Raw genomic sequence first — 21,812 nt, forward strand, 5'->3', positions numbered from 1 at the left:
CAGACGTCAGCAGCGGTGCCGCAAAAAAATAACGAAAAGTTGATTGAGGAATTGTATGTCTTTCGAAGATTTGCGCGTCAGGAAACCCGGCAATGCGCCTCAGCGCGCGTTGCGTCTTTCTTTACTGGCTATGATGGTTGCGTCGGGTATCGCGCAGGCAGCAGAGACCACCAACACCGAACAGACGCTGAATGTTGATGCCAGCGCTAACGCGGATCAGCAACAGCAGGCGGCACAGGATTACAGCGTACCGGTGACGCGAGCCGGTACCAAAATGGCGCTCACCGCGCGCGATATTCCGCAATCGGTTTCGATCGTCAGCAAGCAGCGTATGGAAGACCAGCAGCTGCAATCGCTGAACGATGTGCTGGCCAACACCACCGGCATTCACGGCGTCTCGGGCGATATGGATCGTACTAACTACTATTCGCGCGGTTTCCTGATCGACAACTATATGACCGATGGTATTCCCACCGCCTTCGCCTCACGCTGGAACCTCGGCGATGCGCAGAGTGATATGGCGCTGTATGAGCGGGTAGAAGTGGTGCGCGGCGCCACCGGCTTGCTGACTGGCCCAGGCAACCCATCTGCTTCGATCAACATGGTGCGTAAGCACGCCGATAGCAAAGAGTTCACCGGCAGCGTTTCAGCCAGCTATGGCAGCTGGAACAAACAGCGTTATGTTGCCGATCTCTCTGCGCCGCTGTCCGCCGAAGGTAACGTGCGTGGTCGCCTGGTGGCGGGTTATGAAGATAGAAACAGCTTCATCGAACGCTACGGCGCAGATAAAAAATTCGTCTATGGCGTGGTTGATGCTGATTTGACCGATTCCACCAAATTGTCGGTCGGTTACGAATTCAGCCAGGTTAACACCGATTCGCCAATGTGGGGCGGCTCCCCGCGCTGGTATACCGATGGCTCACAAACGAAGTTGCGTCGTGGTTACAACACCGCGCCAGACTGGGCTTACAACAACAAAGAAAACAAAAAAGTCTTTGTTAATCTGCAGCAAAACTTCGATAACGGCTGGAACATCACGCTTAACGGCACGCACAACGAAATGTTCCTCGACAGCAAACAGCTGTATATCGATGGCTTCTTCGATAAAACCACCGGCGCGGGCTCTTCTTCTTACGCCGGCTATCCGGTTATCGGCGGCACTGGCTACAACACTGGCAAACGTAAAGTGGATGCAGTGGATGCCTTCGCCAGCGGCCCGTATGAATTATTGGGACGTCAGCATGAGCTGATGATCGGCGTTAACTACAGCCGTCAGGACAACAAGTACTTCAGCTCGTGGGAGAATATCTCCTCAGAAGAGCTGGGTAACTTTAATAACTACAATGGCGACTTCCCTGAATCCAACTGGGATCCGCGCGAACCGGCGTCAGATACGCAGTTGGTTCGTCAAAAATCTGCCTATCTGGCAACCCGCATCTCGCTGGCCGATCCGCTACATGTGATTCTGGGTGCCCGCTACACCAACTGGAATCGTCAGACGCTGAGCGAAGAAATGGAGAAGAACAATATCACGCCGTACGGTGGTGTGATTTGGGACTTCTATGACAACTGGTCCGCGTACGCCAGTTACACTTCGGTGTTCCAGCCGCAGGATTATCAGGATGCGTCTGGAGCCTTCCTGGCGCCGGTGATTGGCAAGAACTACGAAGCGGGTGTGAAATCAGACTGGTTTAACAGTCGCCTGACTACCTCCGTTTCTGTGTTCCGCACCGAGCTGGACAACGTTGGCGAAGCGACCGGAGAAACTAACCCGGAGACGGGCAATGCTATCTATGTTGGTAAGAAAGGTGTGGTTAGCCGTGGCGTAGAGTTTGAAGTCAACGGCGCGGTAACCGATAACTGGCAGATGACCTTCGGCGGTACCAGCTACGTAGCGGAAGATGCCAACGGTGATCGCTATAACTCGAACCTGCCACGCACCTCATTCAATCTCTTCACCAGCTATCGCTTGCCGATGCTGGATCAGTTGACCCTGGGTGGCGGCGTGACCTGGCAGTCGAAAACCTACGGCGACATTGGCGGTCCAGACGGTGAAGGCACCTGGCGCGCACGTCAGGGCAGCTACTCAGTGGTGGATCTGTTCGCACGTTACGATGTCACAAAAAACGTCTCGTTACAGGCCAACATCAACAACCTGTTCGACAAAGAGTATGATACCAACGTCAGTAACGGCGGCATCGTGTACGGCGATCCACGTAACTTCTCTGTCTCGGCGACCTATCGTTTCTGATGCAAATGCTGGGTGCGCGTAATACGCATCCAGCATTCTCAGCGGTCACCATAAATGGCGACCCTACAAAACATTTTCCCCGTAGGGTCGCCATTTATGGCGACCTCCCCAACCAGATTCATGAATTCCAGCGTCATGATGAATTGATCTCTACAGAAAGAGCCAATTTACCCACGGAAGTGAAAATGGCGTCGTCCTGCGGCGTATGAATGCGGCCGCACAGCACGTTACGCAGGTGACGTTGTAACGGATGGTGGCGCGTCAGCGCGTGATTGCCGATGCTCTCTACCATCAGCTGCACGCTGTGAATGGCGTTTTCGGTCACCACCTGTTTGATTTGTGCGGCATGTCCGCCGGCAACGTGGCCGTTGGCAGCGCTGCTCAGCAGGATTTGACTGGTAAACAGCAGCGTATCGATGCGGCCAACCAGTTCCTGAAAGCGCGGCAATGATGCCAGCGGTACGCCAAGATTGGCCGGTATGCGCTGCTGCAAAAAGCCGATAAACCAGTCGCGCGCGCTATGCGCAATGGCGTCATACAGCGAACCGAGCAGCACCGCCATCCACACTGATTCCTCTTCGTTGAGGCCGGGTCGCGGCGTGCTCCACGGCGCAACGTTTACCGCGTGATCGAGCGGGATCAGCACGTCGTCCAGCACCACGCGATGGCTGCAGGTGCCGCGCATGCCAAGATGATCCCACTCATCAACGATGCGAATACCGGGCGCGTTGGCTGGCACCAGATAACCGCCGACCAGCGGATCGGCATCGTCGCTGCTGGCCCAGACCAAAAACCAGCTCAGCCCATAGCTGCCGGTGGAGTAAATCTTCTCGCCACTGATGCGCCAGCCTTCAGAAGTGCGGCGTGCGCGTGTAGCGGGCAATCCGCCGCGCGCGGGCGTGCCTAATTCCGGTTCGACGCGCAGCGCGTTAATCAGCGCACCATCGCGAATCACGCTCTCCGCCACCTTACGTCGCACCGCATCTGGCCAGTTTGAACTGTCGTCGAGGCGGCGCGTGTTGAGATATTGCATGATGAGGATCAGCGCGGCAGAAGGTTCGCCACGCGCCACGGCCTGAATAATCGCCTGGCTTGCCAGCAGATCGCCGCCGCTGCCGCCTGACGCCGTCGGCAATACGAAGTGCAGCAAGCCATGCTGCTGCAACACGCTAAAAGCCGTTTTGGGAAATTCTCCGCTGCGATCAACCTCTTCAGCATCTTTTTCTAAAGCCTGAATAATCACCGGCAATATTTCAGCCAGAAAGGGCGCGTTATTTGCCATACGTTATTAATCCCCTGATCAAATCAGGCTTAATTGTTTCCTTTTCCACCACCGCTGTAAAAGCAATAAACCGGCTTAATACATGCGGAATCGGCATAATTCTGCCGCCGGTTGAAGTGTTAATTTGCAATGGCTGTTTCTGCGCAACCCATTAAATAGGGTTAGCAACTTCACCTGCATTTATTTTTGGGAGTCATTTAATGCCAAATAATTATTTAGTTTCCCGTCGGCATTTTCTGGGATATTCAGCCGCCGCGGCGATGGCGGCAACGTTACCGGGCGGCGTGTTTGCCGAAGATCATATGGCGGGTATGCAGATGCCTGGCGATTTACTGCAAGAGGGCCCTGGAAAATGGGCGCTGGCGAAGCCGACGCATGTGCGTCTAGCGGTGAATCTCAATGCCATCTGTCTTGCACCGGTTGTGGTAGCCGATCAGCATAACTTCTTCAAAGCGCACAACCTGGAAGTGGAGTTTGTTAACTTCGGCAACTCAACCGAATTGCTGCTGGAATCCATCGCCACTGGCAAAGCCGAAGTCGCCATCGGCATGGCGCTACGCTGGCTGAAAGCGCTGGAACAAGGCTTTGATGTGAAACTTACTGCGGGCACGCACGGCGGCTGTATGCGCCTGCTGGCGCGCGATGGCGGGCCAACCACGCTGGAACAGCTGAAAGGCAAAACCATCGGCGTTACTGACATGGCGGGCGCGGATAAAAACTTCTTCTCGCTGATGCTGAAAAAGCACGGCGTCGATCCCAATACCGATGTCGACTGGCGCGTGTTCCCGCAGGATTTGCTGCCGATGGTGCTGGAGAAGGGCGAGATTCAGGCCGCCAGCGGTTCCGATCCGGTGATGTGGCGCTTAACCCAGAAGCCGGGCTACCGCGAGATTGGCACCAACTTAATGGACGAGTACGCCAAACTGAGTTGCTGTGTGGTGGGCACGCGCGGCAGCTTGATTCGCGAGCAGCCGGAAGTGGCGGCGGCGATCACCCACGCGATTTTGCAGGCACATGCCTATGCGGCCAAACACCCGGAAGCGATTGGCAGCGAGTTTAACGGCCAGGCGCTCAACACCACGCCGCAGGAGATCGCCAGCGTGTTGAAAACCCATACGCACGGACACTATTCGGTGGGTAATGCGTTTGTGAATGAGATTGACGTGTATGCGCGCGATTTAAAGGCGATCAACGTGTTACGACCGGAAACCGATCCGCTGCTGTTTGCCAAAGGGATTACCAGCAACGTGTTGGTTTAGTGCGGGATTTTGAGGTCGCCATGAATGGCGACCCTACAGCTGTTTGGCAAGGTTTTTCGTAGGGTGCGCATTCATGCGCACCTTCATACATAGGCAATGTATTGCGTATTATTTTCAGGCGATTTTCCTGGAAGTTTGCACGGCGCTCGCCAGCTTTAGCGACTCCGCTGGCACCTGATGCGCGAACAGCTGGGTGGTCAAATAGCTGCTGCCGCCATCGGCCAGCAACACCACAATGCGCTTGCCGCGATTCTCCGGTCGCGCTGCAACTTGTTGTGCCGCCCACAACACTGCACCGGACGAATCGCCTACCAGCACACCTTCGCTCAGCGCAAGTTGCCGCGCCGCCGTATACGCCTGCCAGGTTTCCACCGCAATCACCTCATCGTAAACGCGGTGATCGAGATTGGCAGGAATGCGCTCCGGCGTCTGGTTGCTGAACGCATGTACGCCGGTGATCTCCAACGGATCGGGACGCAGTTCGCTTGGCTGTGAACCCACGCCCGGCTCGACGGCGATCACCTGCAAACCCGGATGCTGCTGCTTGAGATAGCGTCCGGTGCCGGAGAGCGTGCCGCCGGTGCCGACGGCGGCGATAAAGATATCCAGCTCGCCGCCGCTGTCGCGCCAGATTTCTGGCCCGGTGGTGCGCTCATGCACCGCCGGATTGGCCGGATTATCCAGCTGAAGTAGAAAATGCACTTCCGGTTCCGCTGCGGTGACCTGCTCGGCCAGCCATTTGGTGGCGGCGACAAAATCGCCGTTGCTGGCATCGTAGAATTCCTTAAAGCCTTCAATGGTGCTAAACGGCACCACTTCGGCGCCGTACGCCTGAATAATCTGGCTGCGTTCAATACTGACGAAATCATTGATGTAAACGCGGAACTTGTAGCCTTTGGCCGCCGCAATTGCCGCTAAACCAATGCCGGTGTTGCCGCTGGTGGTTTCAACCAATGTATCGCCAGGCTGGATAATGCCGTTGCGTTCAGCGGCTTCAATCATGCTGAGGGCGATGCGATCTTTGACGCTGTGATTGGGGTTAAACAGTTCGAGTTTGGCGACTAAATCCGCCTGAATCTCCTGCTGCTGCGCATAGCGTGACAGGCGCAGCAACGGCGTGTTGCCAATCAGTTCGGTGATAGAAGCAGAGATTTTTGCAGCCATAATCGACCTCATGTGTGGGGGCGGTCGCCATAAATGGCGACCCAACGAATTACCATTTCACCGCGCTGCGCTGCCATGAAAGCAGGCGATCGCGCACCAGGAACAGCAAGGAGATCAGTGAAGAGAACAGCAGCGCCATCACAATCAGTGCGGCGTACATATTGGCGTAAGCCGCCCAGCCTTGCGCCCACTGCAAATACCAGCCGAGCCCGGACTTCACGCCCATCATCTCTGCCGCCACCAGCACCGAGAACGACGCGCCCAAACCCATAAACAGGCCGACAAACAGGTGCGGCAGCGCGGCAGGCACCGCTACGCGCAACACGAGGAACAGCGAATTTGCACCCAGCGTGCGCGCCACATCGTAATAACGCGTATCAACGCTGGAAACGCCCGACCAGGTCAGCACCGTCACCGGGAACCAGGTCGCCAGCGCGATGAGGAATACCGCTGCCGAGAAGCTCGACGGGAAGAAGTAGAGCGACAGCGGCAGCAGCGCAGTCGAAGGTACCGGGCCGAGGAAACGCAGAATCGGATGCACCCAGTAACCCAAGCCGCGCGACCAGCCAATCGCCACGCCGGTAATAAAGCCGACTACGCTGCCGTAGATAAAGCCGAAAGCCAGCAGACGCAGCGAATTGAGCACGCTATCCAGCAGTCGCGGCCAGTCGGTCGCGTAGGCTTCCACCAACGCGCGCGGCGGGGCGAAAAAGGGCGCGGGCAGCAGCGCCAGTTTGCCGGTGACGGTTTCCCACAGGCCTATCAGCAGCGCCAGCACAATCAGCCACGGACCGCTGCGCTTGAGAGGCGCGAGCAGCGTTAATCGCGGGAACAGGCCTGAGGCAATCGCCAACCCGGTGAGAATGAGCGCGATGACGGCGAACAACTCATGCGTTTCATTCACAAAGCGCGGGGCGGCAAAACCCTGCGGCTTATCCGGCACCGCCACCATCAGCGCTACCAGCGCCCACCACAGCAGGAGCGCACCCCAAACCGCCGGTTGGATGCGACGCGGCACGTCACGGTTGCGGGCAATCGTCAGGGTTTCACTGGCCATTCGCGTCTCCTTAGCTCGACATGTTGCTCATGTGCGCCATGTTGCTGGCGTGCTGATGGGCCGATTCTGCCGGCAGCAGCTCCGGCACATAGTGCTCGGCAAAGCGTTGCGCATCGGTATCCGGGCGGATCACGTTGATTTTCTTCAGCTCATCGATATACACCGCCACCTCTTTGCGCAGCTGCACGCCGGTGGAGTGATGGCTGTGAGTGTGCTCTTTCAGCATCGCGGCAATGTCTTCCACCGCGACGGAGCCCGGCACAAAGGGCTGGAAGATTTTCGCCGTCTCGTCCGGATGTTCGGCGGTCCACTGCTGCGCATCGACAATCGCCTGGCTGATGGCGCGCGCGGTGGCGGGATCGTCACGCACCAGCGAGCCGCGCAGGCCCAGCACGCAGCAGGTGAGGCTGGCGTATTCGCCTTTCAGGTTGTTATCCACTTCCACCAGATCGTGCTGCTTCTTTAGCAGCCAGCCCTGCGGATCGTCGGTGGCCAGCGCCTGCACTTCACCTTTGCGCAGCGCTTCGCCAAACAGGTCGGGCGGATATTGCAGCCAGTTGACCTGCTTATCAGGATCGATGCCCTGTTTCGCCAGCTGAATAGCGAAGAAGTTGCGAATCGGACTGGCCTGATCGCTCACCGCCACCGATTTTCCCACCAGATCTTTCACATCGCGGATGCCGCTGTTCTGCGGGGCGAGTAAACGCATACAGCCGCCGTGCGTGCCGACGGTGAGATCAACATCAAAACCCTGCTCCAGCGGCTTCAGCCAGCGCAGCGCCATGCCAATGCCGCCATCAGCCTGGCCGGTGGCAATCGCCTGTAACAGCGCATCGGTTGGGCCGCTAAAGTTCACTGGCTCAACATTCAAGCCGTACTTTTTAAAGAAACCTTGCTTCAGCGCCACCGAAATCGGTGACTGACATACTGCGGTTTGTCCCCAGGCCAGCTTGATGGTTTTGAGGGATTTATCGTCGGCAAATACCTTGCTGCTCAGCAACGGATTCACCGCCACGCCGGCACTAAAGAGACCCAGCCCACGTAATAACGCGCGGCGGCTCAGAGAGAATTGTTGAAATGCCATCCTGTCTTCCTTGTAGATAAAGTTCACAGGCACTATGGCAAAGGCAATTAGCGCGACAAAATAACAATCCCGCATGACATCATGCAGTTTTTCATTATGAAAATTTGCGGATAGGTTTGCCGGAATGGCTATTTCTCCGTGAGAAAGACGCGGCTTATGCTTTATTTCTTAGCATATCAAGCAGGAGCGAAAATATGGCCTCAACCTCGGCGGGCGTTAATATTGCGATTGAGAAGGTTAATCATCATTTCACCTTAGAAGGCGAAGATTTACCGGTGCTGGAGAATATTGATTTGCAGGTAGAGGCCGGTGAATTTGTCGCGCTGCTTGGTCCGTCCGGCTGCGGTAAATCGACGCTGCTGCGCCTGCTGGCCGGACTCGAACCGCCCGCCAGCGGGTTACTGGCGGAAGAGGGCAAAGCGATTACTGCGCCCGATCCGTCTCGCGTGGTAGTGTTTCAGGATCCCACGCTCTATCCATGGCGCACTGTCTATGACAACGTTGGCCTCGGTTTGCAGATTCGCGGAGAGAGCCGCCCGCTGCGCGAACAGCGTATTAACGCGATGCTGGATCGTGTCGGCCTCAGGCAGTTTGCCCGGGCCTGGCCGCATCAGCTTTCGGGCGGTATGGCGCAGCGTGCGGCGCTGGCCCGCGCGTTGGTTAACGTGCCGCGTTTGCTGATTCTCGATGAGCCGCTCGGCAAGCTCGATTCACTGACGCGGTTGCGTATGCAGCAGGAGATTGTCGATCTGTGGCAAGAGCAGCAGTTCACTACGCTGATGGTGACGCACGACGTGGAAGAAGCGCTGGTGATGGCGAATCGCGTGGTGGTGTTCAGCCCAAGACCAGCAAAAGTGGTGGATGTGATCGAGGTTGATCTGCCGTGGCCGCGCCGCCGCGATGACCCAAAGCTAGTGGCGCTGCGCAGCCGGATACTGGATTTATTGGGCGCGGATCGTGTGGCGGCGTGATGCGGTCACCTTCTTAAGGCGTATCAGAATCTTTAAGGGTTGTTTCGAGAAAATGCGTGGTGTGATGCATCCATTCGCGCATTTCGAAGAGATCTAACATCAAGCTGAATGAGATAAAGGTTACGCAGATAATCAATAAGATGGCGATGTAGTAAGGCAATGAAGACATCTATTCCTCCCTGGAATACGATCTGGATGGAATGTCAGTATTACTTAAGTTTTTCTAATTAACAAACCTTAAGAGTTATACCGCTCAGTTCAGCATTGATTTGCGTATGTATGCAGGTGCGCATGAATGCGCACCCTACGAAAAACGCTCCAATCCCTTGTAGGGTCGCCATTTATGGCGACCGCACGGTTTTACTTTCCCGGCACAATGAACCGATAACCACGCCACGCAGCGTTTTAATATACGCCTTGCCTATTTTCTCGCGCAGATTATGAATATGTACTTCTAACGTATTGGTGGCCGGTTCTGTTGCCCATTGATAAATATCTTTTAGCAAGGTGTCACGCGGAACCGCATCGCCTTTCGCCAGTATTAAACGCGATAAAATAACGAATTCTTTAGGCGTTAGGTCCAGCGGTTTACCGGCGTGCCAGACTATTTTTCTGGAGAGTTGCAGGGTAAATTCGCCCATCTCCACGCAGTCTGTTTCAACCTTCTGTTGCGCATTAAATAGCGCGTGAACCCGCGCTAACATTTCCTCTAATGAACCGGCTTCGAGATGCTGGACGGTGGAATCACCGTCACAGCCATTGCGTTGCAGCACGACTTGCAGCTCTTGCATCAGCCGCTCATCGGCTGCAACGATCATCCATTTCATCAATGTGCGGCCCGGCAGGCGCTGAGAATATCGTCCGCAGGTTGATATTCAGTGGTCTGAATACCCGTTAAACCGAGCATGGTGGAGAACAGATTGTCCTGCGAATAACCCTGATGCGCCGCTTGTTTATCAAGACAGCTTTTACTTACGCCATAGCGCTGTTGATAATCCGGTGATAACCAAATCAGCATTGGCACATGCTTCTGCACATCCGGCGCAATCGCATACGGCATACCGTGTAGATAAGCACCATTTTCGCCTAACGACTCACCGTGATCCGATAAATAAACCAGGCTGGTGGTGTATTCATCCTGATGCGCTTTCAGCACATTAATCGCTTTATCCACAATGTAATCGATATACAGAATGGTGTTGTCGTAAGTATTGACCAGCTGTTCTTGCGAACAATCCTGAATTTGGCTGGTATCGCACGTTGGGGTGAATTTTTTAAACTGCGCAGGATAACGGTTGTAATAGGTTGGGCCGTGGCTACCAATGGTGTGCAACACGATAACACCATTGCCTTTCAGGTTTTTAATGTAGTCCTCAATACCGTGGAATAATACGTCGTCATAACACTCTCCGTCATGGCACATATTTGGCAGATTCAGACTGCTCATATCCTGATGCGGGACGCGATCGCAGGCACCTTTACAGCCGCCATCATTGTCATTCCAGAGAACCTGCACACCGGCACGCTGGATAATATCAAGCATCCCTTCCTGATGGCTGGCAAGCTGATCGTCATAATGCGTGCGCGGCATATTTGAGAACATACAAGGTAATGAGACCGCCGTAGCTGTGCCGCAAGACTGCGTATTCGGGAAATAGGTGACATCATCTTTCGCCAGCAACGGCGTATTTTCGCGTCCATAACCATTTAACTGGAAATTCACCGCACGCGTGGTTTCACCCACCACCAAAATGGTCAGGTTGCGCTTTGGACCCGCCAGCATCTCCGGCTTCTGTTTAGCATCTAAACCAATTTGCACCAGCGGTAAATTGGCGGTGCGGCTGTGGTTATACCAGGAAAGCGTTGCCACGATCGAGTTTGAAGGGCTGAGCGATTTAATCAGCTCTTTTTGATTACGGAACAGCGAGGCGTAATCTTTATAGAAAAACGTCGCGACTAAGGCGATGCAGATTACCGACGCGACAATTGACGCCGCGCGTTTGGCGATGCTTTTCCAGATAGGTTTGCTGTTTTTAACGCGAATCCAGAAAACTAACAGGGCAGCCAGCAGCCCGCTACAACCCAGCGTAATAATCAACTTGGGTGATAATAGAGCAAAGGATTCAGACGGTGTGGTATCGATAATATTCACGATCATCGAGCGATCAATAACAATACCAAAGGTCCAGATAAAATATTGCGCAGCGGCGGAAACTAAAATGAAGAGCGCAAGAATAACGCGGTCAAGCCACAAAAAGGAGGCGAAGGTGGCAATGATATTGATTACGCTAAATGCCACTAACGGCATTGAAGCGAATACCAAAATGGTGCGCACGCTATCGAGCGGCATGGCAGCAAGCACTTGTCGATAAAACGCAATGTTCAAAAAGACCGCGATATAAATAGAAACAAGCGAAATAAAAGAGAGCCGACTCAAGGTCGGTCTTTTGCGCAGCGAAAACGTCATTGGTCCATCCGTCATAGTGAAGATGGCGCCAGCTTAAGCAATGAAGGTTAAGTCAACCTTAGTTTAGAACCAGACGGCAAGAAAACTGACTACGGCGAACACGCTGACAGCAACAGCCAGATATTCACTAAATGGTCGGGATGGCATCGATTGCATTAAAAATCTCCTCTTTAGTTGAGGACATTTTCATTGCTGAAGATTAAGCGAACCTTAGCGCGAGAAGAATTAATGACAACCCGCGCCTTATTTTTGCTGCAACCTCATTTACCTTTCCGGAATGATTTCTGCGGCCTTATACTTTGGCCGGTATTTTTCAGGGGCACACATTATGACCACCGATTTTCCCTTGCTGGATGTGCAGGGCGTAACCTTTTCGCTGCAGGGGCGCACGTTGCTGGCGCCCGTTTCGCTGCAAATTAACGCGGGAGAAAGGCTGTTGCTGACCGGTCCTTCGGGCAGCGGTAAAAGCACCTTGCTGAAGATTCTCGCCTCGCTTCTTGAACCGAGCGGCGGGAAGATCCTGTTTGAGAACCAGAATATTGGCAGCTTGAAAACCGAACATTATCGGCAGCAGGTTTCCTATTGTTTCCAGACGCCGCAACTGTTCGGCGACACGGTATACGACAACCTGGCGCTGCCGTGGCACATCCGCCAGCAGAAACCGCCGCGCGACAAGCTGGTTGAATCACTTGCCGATGTGCATTTGGCTGCTGACATGCTCGATAAAAAAATCGAGCAGCTGTCGGGCGGCGAGAAGCAGCGCGTAGGCTTGCTGCGCAACCTGCAATTTCTGCCGCAGGTGCTGCTGCTGGATGAAGTCACCAGCGCATTAGATGAAGAGAATAAAGTGATTATCAACGCATTGATTGATTCGCTGGTGCGCGAGAAGCATCTCGCTGTGATCGGCATCAGCCACGATGGGCAAGAGATCCGCGAGGCACAACAGGTGCTGAAACTTGAGGCACCACAGCAGGGAAGCGTCGATGAGCCAGCATAATATTACCGACAGCTCGTTATTACTTTCGCTGCTACTGGTGGTGATTGCGCTGCTGATCAGCCAGAAAGATAAGCTCGGTATGAGCAAAGACATCATCTTGAGCGTGTGTCGCGCCATTATCCAGCTGGTGATCGTTGGCTATGTGCTAAAGTCAATTTTTGACCTGAATAATGACTGGCTCACAGTGCTGATGGTGCTGTTTATCTGCGTCAATGCGGCGCTCAATGCGCGCAAGCGCAGTCTCAATATCAGCAACGGTTTTGTCATCTCGTTTGTGGCGATTACCACTGGTACCACGCTGACCTTGACGATTCTGCTGCTTAGCGGTGCCATCGAGTTTATCCCGATGCAGGTGATTCCGATCTCCGGGATGATCGCCGGCAACGCGATGGTGGCGGTGGGCCTCTGTTTCAGCAATCTCAACCAACGCTTCAGCGATAACCGGCAAAAAATTCAGGAGATGCTGAGTTTGGGCGCACCGGTAAAAATGGCGTCGGCGCGCTTTATTCGCGACAGCATCCGTGCGGCGATGATTCCCACCGTTGATGGCGCCAAAACCGTGGGATTGGTGAGCTTGCCGGGTATGATGTCAGGGCTGATTTTTGCCGGTATCGATCCGGTCAAAGCGATTAAGTATCAGATTATGGTGACTTTTATGCTGATTGGCACGGCGAGTTTATCCACCATTATCGCCGCCTATTTAGCCTATCGGCGTCTGTATACCGCGCGGGCGCAGTTGAAGTTCTGACCTAAATTGCCGTGGCGAATAGCAAGTCGCGCAACCAACGATGTCCAGCATCGCGGTGCGTTCTTTCGTGCCACGCCACGGTTTTAGTGAAGCCCTGAATCTCCAGCGGCGGCGCGAAGACTTTCAATCCTACGTGGTGCAGCGCCAGACGACGCGGCACCACGCTGATCAAATCGCTAACACGCAAAATCTCCGGCAGCACTAAAAAGCTGCACACCGAAAGCGTGACGCGGCGCGAGCGTCCTATCGCGTTCAACGCCGCATCGGTGACGCCATGAAAATTCCCGCCAAGATAAGACACCAGCGCGTGATCCTGCGCGCAAAAGTCGTCTAACGTTAGATTTTCATGGTGGGCGAGCGGATGACCGTCGCGCATCAGACAAACATACTCTTCCGCGTACAACGCGCGGGCATGCAGTTCGGGCGGCGCGGTATCGGGCGTGATTAAGGCGATATCCACCGATCCGCGTTCGAACTGTAACGCCAGCTGTTCATTGTTCACTGGCAACACTGCCACGCGAATTCCCGGCGCCTGCTGACGCAACGCCGCCATAAACGGCACGATCACCGCCCTTAGCGCGTAATCGGTAGCGGCGATATTGATGGTCATCTCAGCGGTGGCCGGATCAAATTGCTTCGGCTGCAGTAGCGCACTCACTTCCGTCAGAATACTTTTTACCGGCAGCGCCAGTTCCAGCGCGCGCATGGTCGGCACAATACCGCGTTGGGTGCGGGTGAATAGCGGATCGTCAAAGCATTCACGTAACCGCGTCAACATGCCGCTGACCGCCGGCTGCGTCAGCGATAAACGCTCCGCCGCTCGCGTCACGCTGCGCTCATCGAGTAGCGCATCGAGGGCTTTCAGTAAGTTGAGATCTAAGGTGCGGAGATCGGTTTTCATGGTTTTCATCTTCAGCGGGGATGCAGCAAGCATAGCGTGATGCAGATATCACATTAAGTGATATCACAAATAAAAAATGGCGATTGGCCTTATGTCTCTGCCAGCCGGATACTGCGTCTGTCCTTTAGCAACCCACTTTTAACCCTGAGATTGACTCGATGAAAATGAACGCGATTAACTGGCCTGAAGGCTTTGTGCCGGGCTTTACGGATAACTATTGCTCGAATGAAGTGATCGTCGCTGGCCTGACAACTGCCGATATCTGGCCGCTGCTCAACTCGCCAGCATTGTGGCCGAGCTACTACCAGAACTCCGCCAACGCGCGTTTTTATGACAACAAGGGCCCCGAGCTGGAGCAGGGCGCACGGTTCTACTTTGAAACCTTTGGCTTCCCGGTTGAAGCGCAGGTCACTGAATATGTGGCACCTGTAGCAGGCGAACCGGCGTGCGTTTCATGGCACGGCTGGGCGGGCGAGCCGGGCAGCGACGATCGTCTGGATGTGTTGCATGCGTGGCTGATTGAAGATCTTCCTGATAATCGCGTGCGCATCCTGACGCAGGAAACGCAAAACGGTAAACCGGCGGTTGAGCTGGCAAAAGCGCAGCCTAACCCAATGATTAACGGCCATCAGGATTGGCTGAATGGCCTGATTGCTGCCGCCAAATCGTAGGGTCGCCATTTATGGTGACCGCCTCACATGTTACTGCCGCACGCACAGGGTGCGAAGCGCTGCCTGAGTGATTTAATGCACAATGCCGAAGCGACACATCGACGCGGAACAGGCCGCGCGTCTGGCGGATAACTGCTGGCGATCAATTACCTGCGCAGCTGCGGGCGTTGCAACATCGAAACTTCAGCGGCAAGCAGATCATTTTGCTTTAATCAGATTCAGAGGTGGTTATGTCAGGCCTATTTACGCCCTTTACCTTGAAAGATGTCACGCTGCGTAATCGCATTGCCGTGCCACCGATGTGCCAATACAGCGCCGTGGATGGCATGAGTAACGAGTGGCATCGCGTGCATTACAACAGCCTGGCGCGCGGCGGCGCAGGATTGGTGATTGTTGAAGCCACCGCAGTATCGCCTGAAGGGCGCATTACTCCCGCTTGCCTCGGCATCTGGAATGATGAGCAGGCGGAAAAGCTGGCGCAGATTGCGTGTGAAATCAAAGCGTCAGGTGCGGTGCCGGGCATTCAAATTGGTCATGCCGGGCGCAAAGCCAGCGCCAATAAGCCGTGGGAAGGTGACGACCATATCGCCGCCGATGACGCTGCCGGTTGGGAAACCATTGCGCCATCCGCCGTGGCGTTTGGTCAAAACCTGCCGCGCGTGCCGCAAGCCATGACGCATGCGGATATTCAGCGCGTGCGCGAAGACTTTGTGCGTGCCGCTCAACGCGCGCGTGATGCGGGTTTCGAGTGGCTCGAGCTGCACTTCGCGCACGGCTATCTGGCGCAGAGTTTCTTCTCGGTGCACGCCAATCAGCGCACGGATGAATACGGCGGTGATTTGGCTGGCCGCAGTCGTTTCCTGCATGAAACCTTCGGTGCGGTGCGCGCGGTATGGCCAGAAAATCTGCCACTGACTGCGCGTTTTGGCGTGCTGGAGTTTGATGGCCGCGATGACGAGACGTTGCAGGAATCGATCACGCTCACCAAACAGTGGCGTGAAAAGGGTCTGGATCTACTGAGCGTCAGCGTTGGCTTCTCCACGCCGGATGCCAATATTCCGTGGGGACCCGCGTTCCTGGCATCTATCGCCGAACGCGTGCGCCGTGAAGCGCAGATTCCTGTGGCTTCGGCGTGGGGCATCGATGCACCGGCGATTGCCAATCAAACCATCGAAAAAGGCCAGCTGGATTTAGTGATGGTGGGGCGCGCGCATCTGAAAAACCCGAACTGGGCATATCAGGCCGCGCTGGCACTGGATAAGAGCGAACCTTCCTGGGTGCTGCCAGCGCCTTATGCGCACTGGCTGGAGCGTTATCGGGTGAGTGAGGCCTAAAACCCCATGTAACCAGGTGCGCATGAATGCGCACCCTACAAAACCTCGTAGGGTCGCCATTCATGGCGACCGCTCCTCAGGACTGAGCTTACTTGTACGTTACCTCAATGATTTTAAGGTGGTTAACCGATTTAACGCTCACGGTTCCCAGTTGATACGGCAGCGTTTGTTGTTGTTGATTGAGTGCAATCGTACGCACTTTATCAACACCTTGGCGAGTGCAGGTCACTGAAGTCCCTTGCTGTTGAGTGGTCGTAGTACAGGCCGGTTCAACAATCGCACCACTGAAGTAAATCGTGCCACTCTCCGCCATCGCCGTTTGCAGCAGCATCAGGCCTGACAATAAAACCAAGACTTTACACATAGGCTATCCTCCAGAACGTCTAAAAGGATTTTCGTCCTCGTATGTTTAAACTTAGAGGATGAGAAGCGGCTTAGGAAAAATCTTGGGTTCTAGGATGCAGGAAAGCTTATGACAGCGGCTGAACGATCTGCATTTGTTGTTTGTTCATCCGCCCACCGTAGACTTTCAGCTCAGACAGAGCTGTATTCATTTCGCTTAATTCTGCTGGCGTAAATTGGATATTCACCGCGCTCAGATTTTCATGGAGATGATTGATGTTTCTGGTACCCGGAATCGGCACAATCCAGGGTTTCTGCGCCAGCAGCCATGCCAGGGCAATCTGCGAGGACGTGGCATTTTTTTCCGCAGCGATTTTTCTTAGCAGATGCAAAAACGGCTGATTGGCTGCCAAATTTTCAGGTGAGAAGCGATCAAACCCAGCCCGCAGATCTTTGCTCGCATCAAAATGGGATTGCGCGTTCAGTGTTCCGGTTAAATACCCCATTCCAACCGGTCCCCAGGGAACAAAGCCAATACCCAATGCTTCACAGGTCTGCAGAACGCCATTGTGTTCTGGATCGCGGTTCATTACCGAATACTCCGTCTGGACGGCCGTTACGGCCTGAACAGCATGGGCGCGGCGAATGGTTTCAGGGCTGGCTTCGGAAAGACCAAAATGGAGGATTTTTCCTTCGCTAATCAGATCTTTGATGGTGCCGGCGACGTCTTCTATCGGCACATTCGGATCAACCCGATGCTGATAATAGAGATCGATACGATCGGTTTTCAGTCGGCGAAGCGATTCCTCAACAACCTGACGAATATGCTGAGGCTGGCTGTTTAGTCCACCGTTTTTGATATCAAAGCCAAATTTACTGGCTATGATGACCTGATCACGAATCGGCGCTAATGCCTCTCCAACTAACTCTTCATTGGTATAGGGACCATACACTTCCGCGGTATCGAAGAACGTAACGCCCTTATCATGAGCTTCCCGCAGCGTGCGGATACCCTGATGACGGTCGGCCGCCGGACCGTAGTTGGCACTGATGCTCATGCAGCCTGCACCCAGTGCTGAAACGGTAAGGTTACCGAGTTTGCGCGTTGACATAATCTCTCCTGCTTGCGATGAATCGTTATTGTTCTGTGCCCCGGAAGCGACAGATGTGGAGGCGCCCCACGATAACGAGCTGAACGCCATACCCGCGCTTATTAACGCTGTCCGGGATATAAAACTGCGTCGACTGATTGTTTCAGGCGACGTTGAGAATGCCTCAGCCGAAGCGTCGAACTTGTCTAGTTTCATGGTGATCTCCAGAGGATGAATGACGTTTAGCGGCAGCGCTGTGAAGGCTGCCTGTCAGCAAAAACGTTGGGGAATTATTGCGCCCAATTCTTCAGCCAGTACGCATAAGGCACAGGCAGCACTGACTCTGGTGAGCTGATATTAAGTTCGCGTGCTGCATGGAAGACCCAGTGCGGATTGGCCAAAAGCGTGCGGGCAAAAAACACCAGATCAAGTTTTGCATCCTGGATAAAGTCGTTAGCATCGCTGGCTCTGGTGATCATCCAACTGGTTGCTACTGGAATGCCGCTTTCTCTGCGCACTCGTTCAGCGTACGGAACCATGAAATTTGGCCCCCAAGGTACCTGCTCGTCGGGCGTTGAGAGCGCCAACCCGACATCAATAAAGTCGATACCGGCTTTTTTCAGCCATCGAATGACTTCCAGAGATTCAGCAAAGCTGTGTTCAGGACAGGCATCAAATTCGATGACGCCGAGCCGAGCGGTGAGTGGCAGGTATGCAGGCCAGACGGACTTTACGGCCTCAGCAACATCAAGCATAAAACGGGCGCGGTTAGCTAAAGAGCCGCCATAGTGATCTTCACGAAGGTTGGTTTTTGATGAAAGGAATGTTTGAGCCAGAAAGCCGTGGGCAAAATGCAGCTCAAGCCATTCAAATCCAGCTTCCGCCGCACGCCGAGCGGCCTCTCTGAAAGCATGAATGGTGTACTGGATTTCCTCTAAAGACATCTCATGAGGAACGTAATCACTGTCTTGCACATAGGGCACTGCGCTGGCAGCAACCGGAATCCATGCGTTTGGATCCTGCTGATCCAAAGGCGTGCCACCTTGCCACGGTGGTGTGCATCCCGCTTTTCTACCCGCATGCCCAAGCTGAATCCCCGCTACCGCACCGGCTTGTTTGATGGCTGAGGCAACGGATGCAAATCCTTCAGTATGAGCATCGCTCCACAGGCCAAGGTCACCTGGTGTAATACGTCCTTCAGGCAAAACGGCGGTCGCCTCAACGATGAGTAAACCCACGCCTCCGTTTGCCAGCATTGAATAATGTGACTTGTGCCAGTCGTTAATGAGTCCACCGTCAGCCTGATATTGGCACATCGGTGAAGCAACGATTCTGTTGCGAAGGGTAATATCTTTAAGCGTGTAGGAATCAAATAAACCAGGCATTTTTAGTCTCGGCTCTTCAGATTAAGTGTTGAGCCATTATGGGACGGCTTTGGCTCGCCAGGCTTGTCAGATCTGCCGAGAGAATTGCCTAAAACGATGCATATGCCTCGAAGAGTACATATTGAATTCTACTGATGATAAAATCGCCTGATTCAATTTTGGGGCGGTTGGCAGGCTTAAATGGTCGATAGTAATTTGAATTCTGGCGTTGGAGATTTGGCTGCGCTGATTAGCCGGATTGCCCAAAACGAGGGGGATCACTCAACCGCTATAGCTTCACTCTCGCTTCATCGCCGCAATATGGCAACGTTGCCCGTGCACTGTATTTATCAGATGGGTTTAGGTGTGGTGGTGCAGGGCGCAAAAGAGATCATGCTGGCGGGGAAACCGACGCATTACAGCGCGGGCGAATCTCTGCTCACGACCATCGATTTGCCGGTGGTATCGCATGTGACTCGGGCTAGCCAGCGCGAGCCTTTTCTAGGCTTGATGTTAACCTTTGATCCTCGCATGGTGGTGCAGATTGCCGCGCTGATGCCGCCCGCCAAGTCCATGAAGGAAATACCGCCTAATCCACTCTCTGTCGAACCTCTGGATGAAGGGTTGATTGATGCGTTAAGCCGCTTAATTAAGCTACTTGATGAGCCGGATTTGATCACTCATCTTGAACCGCTTATCCAGCAAGAAATTGTGATGCGTTTATTAGCCAGCAACCATGGTCCGCAGTTGAGACATATCGCTACCGCCGGTTCGCCCAGTCAAAATATTTCCAGGATCGTTGGCTGGCTGAAGCAAAACTTCACGCGGCCTGTCAGCATGGAAGAACTGGCAGCGAATGCTTTTATGAGTCCATCGACGTTTCGTCAGCATTTTCGCGCTATGACCGGTGTCAGCCCTTTGCAATACCAGAAAAAGCTAAGACTCCAGGAGGCCAGGCAGCAAATGTTAAGTAAAAATCTCGATGCTAGCAGCGCAGCGTTGGTGGTTGGTTATGAGAGTGCATCGCAGTTCAGTCGCGAATACAGACGCGAGTTTGGCGAATCTCCGCAAAGAGATATCAAACGCATGCGTTTATCTGAAGAAGGATAAAGGGTATTCGCTGCCTATTGCCTGCGGTGATTGGATAATATCGCTAATCGTAATTTCTTTATAACCTCCCACAGCATCCCGTATTCGTCTCCTATCTCCTTGAATAAAAAAAATTAGCTTCAGACACCTAAAGTCATCGGCATTACTGCCGATACAAACCTGTGAATTTTTATTATCAATCAGCCTCAACCATTAATCATTGTTTCCTCCGCACGACAGAGGATTTTTCAATCAAGGATTTGATGTGAATTTACCCTTTTCTAAAAAAGCTGCATCCGTGTTGATCGCCGCTTCTCTGAGTTCAAGTTGTGCCTCAATGAATGATTTTGCCCGTGATTACGGTACCGCTGCAGGTTGTATCGGCGGTGCCGCATTGGGCGGCGGTATTACTTACCTCGTCACTCATGATGCAAAGAAAGCGCTGGTGGGTGGACTGGCGGGTGGCGTAGCGGGATGCGTGGTAGGGAACGTTTGGCAGAATCGTGAACAGGCGCTGGCTAAAGTCGCCCAGGAAGAAAAAATTCGCATCAGCACTCAGGCACTTAAGGCGCAGGAGAACAGCAAGCAGGAGCCGGTGGGGATTGTTGCACAAGTTGAGGACGGCACCATGTTCGCCATCGACAGTGCCGAACTGACCAGCAGCGGCATGCGTCAGGTGCAAAAAATTGCTGCGGCGATGAAAGGCGGCCAGCAATCTTCCAGCGATGTTTTGCTGGTGGTGGGACATACGGACGCCACTGGCAACGCCGAACACAATCAGCAACTTTCTGAAGCGCGTGCCCGCAACGTTGGGCTGGTGCTGGAGCAAAGTGGCATCAAAGCCAGCCAGCTCTATTTCCAGGGCGTGGGTTCCTCACGTCCACTGGCGGATAACGATTCCATTTCGGGTCGGTCACAAAACCGCCGGGTTGAAATCGTTGCGTTAGCGAATGAAACGCTGCTGCGCCAACGTCTGACGCTAGAGAGCAACAACCCACTCTATTTACGTCACAGCACTGCGGCTGAAAGCACGCTGGCGCGCACTTCAACCACCAAGACGGCGCCACGTAAAACGAGCAAGAAGGCTGCGACACAAAACGCAGAAGTAAAAGAAAAAGAAGTGGTGACCCAACCGACACAAGCCATTGCTGAGAGCAATCCCGCTAACTTTGTTGATTTTGGTGGCAAGCCCACCAGCACACAGGTTACGGGGCTCGCCAGCAACTTAAAACCGCTGTCACAGGGTTTCAGCCTGATTAGCCAGGCGCAAGCCAGCAGCGTCAGCGGTAGCTGTCTCACCGATCTTCCTCGCGTCAGCGGACTGGCAAAGAATTTAGCCAGCGGTAGAGCCATCGACCAGCATGATACGCGGGAATATCTGCCCAATATGAACGGGCGCGCCTGGGCGGGATTGGTGAATGGCAACCTGGTGACATTGACGCCGGTATTTGTTCTCAAAGACGGTGCGGTGGTGACGCAAAACCCACAGGTGCTCATCACGCCGAACTATGCGCAGGGTAACCGCAAAGCGCTGCAGGGCATGGCGAGCGTCGCCAACAGTTGGGAAGGGGAAGACAGCATTCTTTACCGCGTCTACATTGCCGATGCCCAGCAACAACCGATCTCGTGCGTCGACCTGTTGCTGCCAAAGTCGGGCAAGCCTGCGCAACAAGGACAACTTTTCTACAGCAACCATCGTCAGCCATGGCTGGCCAATTACGCACCTCAGCGTGGATAAAC

General features: G+C 54.1%; 20 protein-coding genes. 9 read left to right on the forward strand and 11 right to left on the reverse strand.

Features of this window, described 5'->3' with window-relative positions:
• Window positions 1–55 precede the first annotated feature (55 nt).
• A complete protein-coding gene (gene fhuE / locus VIJ98_RS21025) occupies window positions 56–2,251 on the forward strand; it encodes a ferric-rhodotorulic acid/ferric-coprogen receptor FhuE (RefSeq protein ID WP_323271347.1) in 2,196 nt (731 codons plus the stop codon).
• Between the two features lie 133 nt (window positions 2,252–2,384).
• Here fhuE and VIJ98_RS21030 read toward each other — a convergent pair whose 3' ends face one another.
• Window positions 2,385–3,533: an acyl-CoA dehydrogenase family protein gene (locus VIJ98_RS21030; RefSeq protein ID WP_323271348.1), complete on the reverse strand. Its 1,149-nt coding sequence runs from the start codon at window positions 3,531–3,533 to the stop codon at window positions 2,385–2,387.
• A 200-nt stretch (window positions 3,534–3,733) separates the two neighbouring features.
• Here VIJ98_RS21030 and VIJ98_RS21035 point away from each other — a divergent pair, with 200 nt between their 5' ends.
• Window positions 3,734–4,792, forward strand: a complete 1,059-nt coding sequence (locus VIJ98_RS21035; RefSeq protein ID WP_323271349.1) for an ABC transporter substrate-binding protein — start codon at window positions 3,734–3,736, stop codon at window positions 4,790–4,792.
• Window positions 4,793–4,906: 114 nt separating this feature from the next.
• On the opposite strand, the gene VIJ98_RS21040 is transcribed toward VIJ98_RS21035, so the two are convergent.
• From VIJ98_RS21040 to VIJ98_RS21050, 3 genes are read right to left on the reverse strand one after another with little or no spacing between them, the layout of a single operon-like run.
• Window positions 4,907–5,956 carry a PLP-dependent cysteine synthase family protein gene (locus VIJ98_RS21040; protein WP_179452737.1) on the reverse strand — a complete coding sequence of 350 codons (1,050 nt, stop codon included), beginning with the start codon at window positions 5,954–5,956 and terminating at the stop codon, window positions 4,907–4,909.
• A gap of 49 nt (window positions 5,957–6,005) precedes the next feature.
• On the reverse strand, window positions 6,006–7,013 hold the full coding sequence (locus VIJ98_RS21045) for an ABC transporter permease subunit (protein ID WP_323271350.1): 1,008 nt from the start codon (window positions 7,011–7,013) through the stop codon (window positions 6,006–6,008).
• Window positions 7,014–7,023: 10 nt separating this feature from the next.
• The gene (locus VIJ98_RS21050; protein WP_323271351.1) at window positions 7,024–8,097 is read right to left on the reverse strand and encodes an ABC transporter substrate-binding protein; all 1,074 of its coding nucleotides are present in this window, start codon (window positions 8,095–8,097) and stop codon (window positions 7,024–7,026) included.
• A 194-nt stretch (window positions 8,098–8,291) separates the two neighbouring features.
• On the opposite strand from VIJ98_RS21050, the gene VIJ98_RS21055 reads away from it, so the two are divergent.
• The gene (locus VIJ98_RS21055; protein WP_323271352.1) at window positions 8,292–9,068 is read left to right on the forward strand and encodes an ABC transporter ATP-binding protein; all 777 of its coding nucleotides are present in this window, start codon (window positions 8,292–8,294) and stop codon (window positions 9,066–9,068) included.
• Window positions 9,069–9,081: 13 nt separating this feature from the next.
• Here the strand turns inward: VIJ98_RS21055 and VIJ98_RS21060 are convergent, their stop codons facing one another.
• From VIJ98_RS21060 to eptA, 3 genes are all read right to left on the reverse strand, one after another.
• On the reverse strand, window positions 9,082–9,237 hold the full coding sequence (locus tag VIJ98_RS21060) for a hypothetical protein (protein WP_154156799.1): 156 nt from the start codon (window positions 9,235–9,237) through the stop codon (window positions 9,082–9,084).
• Window positions 9,238–9,409: 172 nt separating this feature from the next.
• On the reverse strand, window positions 9,410–9,895 hold the full coding sequence (locus VIJ98_RS21065) for a winged helix-turn-helix domain-containing protein (protein ID WP_323271353.1): 486 nt from the start codon (window positions 9,893–9,895) through the stop codon (window positions 9,410–9,412).
• On the reverse strand, window positions 9,895–11,535 hold the full coding sequence (eptA, locus tag VIJ98_RS21070; protein ID WP_323271354.1) for a phosphoethanolamine transferase EptA: 1,641 nt from the start codon (window positions 11,533–11,535) through the stop codon (window positions 9,895–9,897). The genes VIJ98_RS21065 and eptA overlap by 1 nt, the downstream gene beginning before the upstream one ends.
• 328 nt (window positions 11,536–11,863) lie before the next feature.
• On the opposite strand from eptA, the gene fetA reads away from it, so the two are divergent.
• Together fetA and fetB are read left to right on the forward strand one after the other, a co-directional pair.
• On the forward strand, window positions 11,864–12,532 hold the full coding sequence (gene fetA, locus VIJ98_RS21075) for an iron efflux ABC transporter ATP-binding subunit FetA (protein WP_323271355.1): 669 nt from the start codon (window positions 11,864–11,866) through the stop codon (window positions 12,530–12,532).
• A complete protein-coding gene (gene fetB, locus VIJ98_RS21080) occupies window positions 12,519–13,280 on the forward strand; it encodes an iron efflux ABC transporter permease subunit FetB (RefSeq protein WP_323271356.1) in 762 nt (253 codons plus the stop codon). The genes fetA and fetB overlap by 14 nt, the downstream gene beginning before the upstream one ends.
• 1 nt (window position 13,281) lies before the next feature.
• Here the strand turns inward: fetB and VIJ98_RS21085 are convergent, their stop codons facing one another.
• Entirely contained in the window at window positions 13,282–14,181 is a 900-nt protein-coding gene (locus VIJ98_RS21085) for a LysR family transcriptional regulator (RefSeq protein ID WP_323271357.1), read from the reverse strand.
• 164 nt (window positions 14,182–14,345) lie between these two features.
• Between VIJ98_RS21085 and VIJ98_RS21090 the strand changes: the two genes are divergently transcribed.
• Together VIJ98_RS21090 and VIJ98_RS21095 are read left to right on the forward strand one after the other, a co-directional pair.
• Window positions 14,346–14,852: an SRPBCC domain-containing protein gene (locus tag VIJ98_RS21090; RefSeq protein WP_323271796.1), complete on the forward strand. Its 507-nt coding sequence runs from the start codon at window positions 14,346–14,348 to the stop codon at window positions 14,850–14,852.
• 230 nt (window positions 14,853–15,082) lie between these two features.
• Window positions 15,083–16,186 carry an NADH:flavin oxidoreductase/NADH oxidase gene (locus VIJ98_RS21095; RefSeq protein WP_323271358.1) on the forward strand — a complete coding sequence of 368 codons (1,104 nt, stop codon included), beginning with the start codon at window positions 15,083–15,085 and terminating at the stop codon, window positions 16,184–16,186.
• Window positions 16,187–16,274: 88 nt separating this feature from the next.
• On the opposite strand, the gene VIJ98_RS21100 is transcribed toward VIJ98_RS21095, so the two are convergent.
• The 3 genes from VIJ98_RS21100 to VIJ98_RS21110 all read right to left on the reverse strand — a co-directional run bounded on the left by VIJ98_RS21100 (window position 16,275) and on the right by VIJ98_RS21110 (window position 19,004).
• Window positions 16,275–16,550, reverse strand: coding sequence for a hypothetical protein (locus VIJ98_RS21100; protein WP_323271359.1), 276 nt, complete (start codon window positions 16,548–16,550; stop codon window positions 16,275–16,277).
• A 106-nt stretch (window positions 16,551–16,656) separates the two neighbouring features.
• Window positions 16,657–17,640, reverse strand: coding sequence for an aldo/keto reductase (locus VIJ98_RS21105; protein WP_323271797.1), 984 nt, complete (start codon window positions 17,638–17,640; stop codon window positions 16,657–16,659).
• Between the two features lie 269 nt (window positions 17,641–17,909).
• Window positions 17,910–19,004 (reverse strand): NADH:flavin oxidoreductase/NADH oxidase, encoded by a 1,095-nt coding sequence (locus VIJ98_RS21110; protein ID WP_323271360.1) that lies wholly within the window; start codon window positions 19,002–19,004, stop codon window positions 17,910–17,912.
• Between the two features lie 180 nt (window positions 19,005–19,184).
• Between VIJ98_RS21110 and VIJ98_RS21115 the strand changes: the two genes are divergently transcribed.
• Window positions 19,185–20,093: an AraC family transcriptional regulator gene (locus VIJ98_RS21115; protein ID WP_323271361.1), complete on the forward strand. Its 909-nt coding sequence runs from the start codon at window positions 19,185–19,187 to the stop codon at window positions 20,091–20,093.
• Between the two features lie 316 nt (window positions 20,094–20,409).
• Window positions 20,410–21,810: an OmpA family protein gene (locus VIJ98_RS21120; RefSeq protein WP_323271362.1), complete on the forward strand. Its 1,401-nt coding sequence runs from the start codon at window positions 20,410–20,412 to the stop codon at window positions 21,808–21,810.
• The last annotated feature ends 2 nt before the right edge of the window (window positions 21,811–21,812 follow it).

Origin of the sequence: Pantoea sp. S18, from assembly GCF_045689705.1 — a bacterium.
In the GTDB taxonomy this organism is placed as follows: Bacteria; Pseudomonadota; Gammaproteobacteria; order Enterobacterales; family Enterobacteriaceae; genus Pantoea; species Pantoea symbiotica.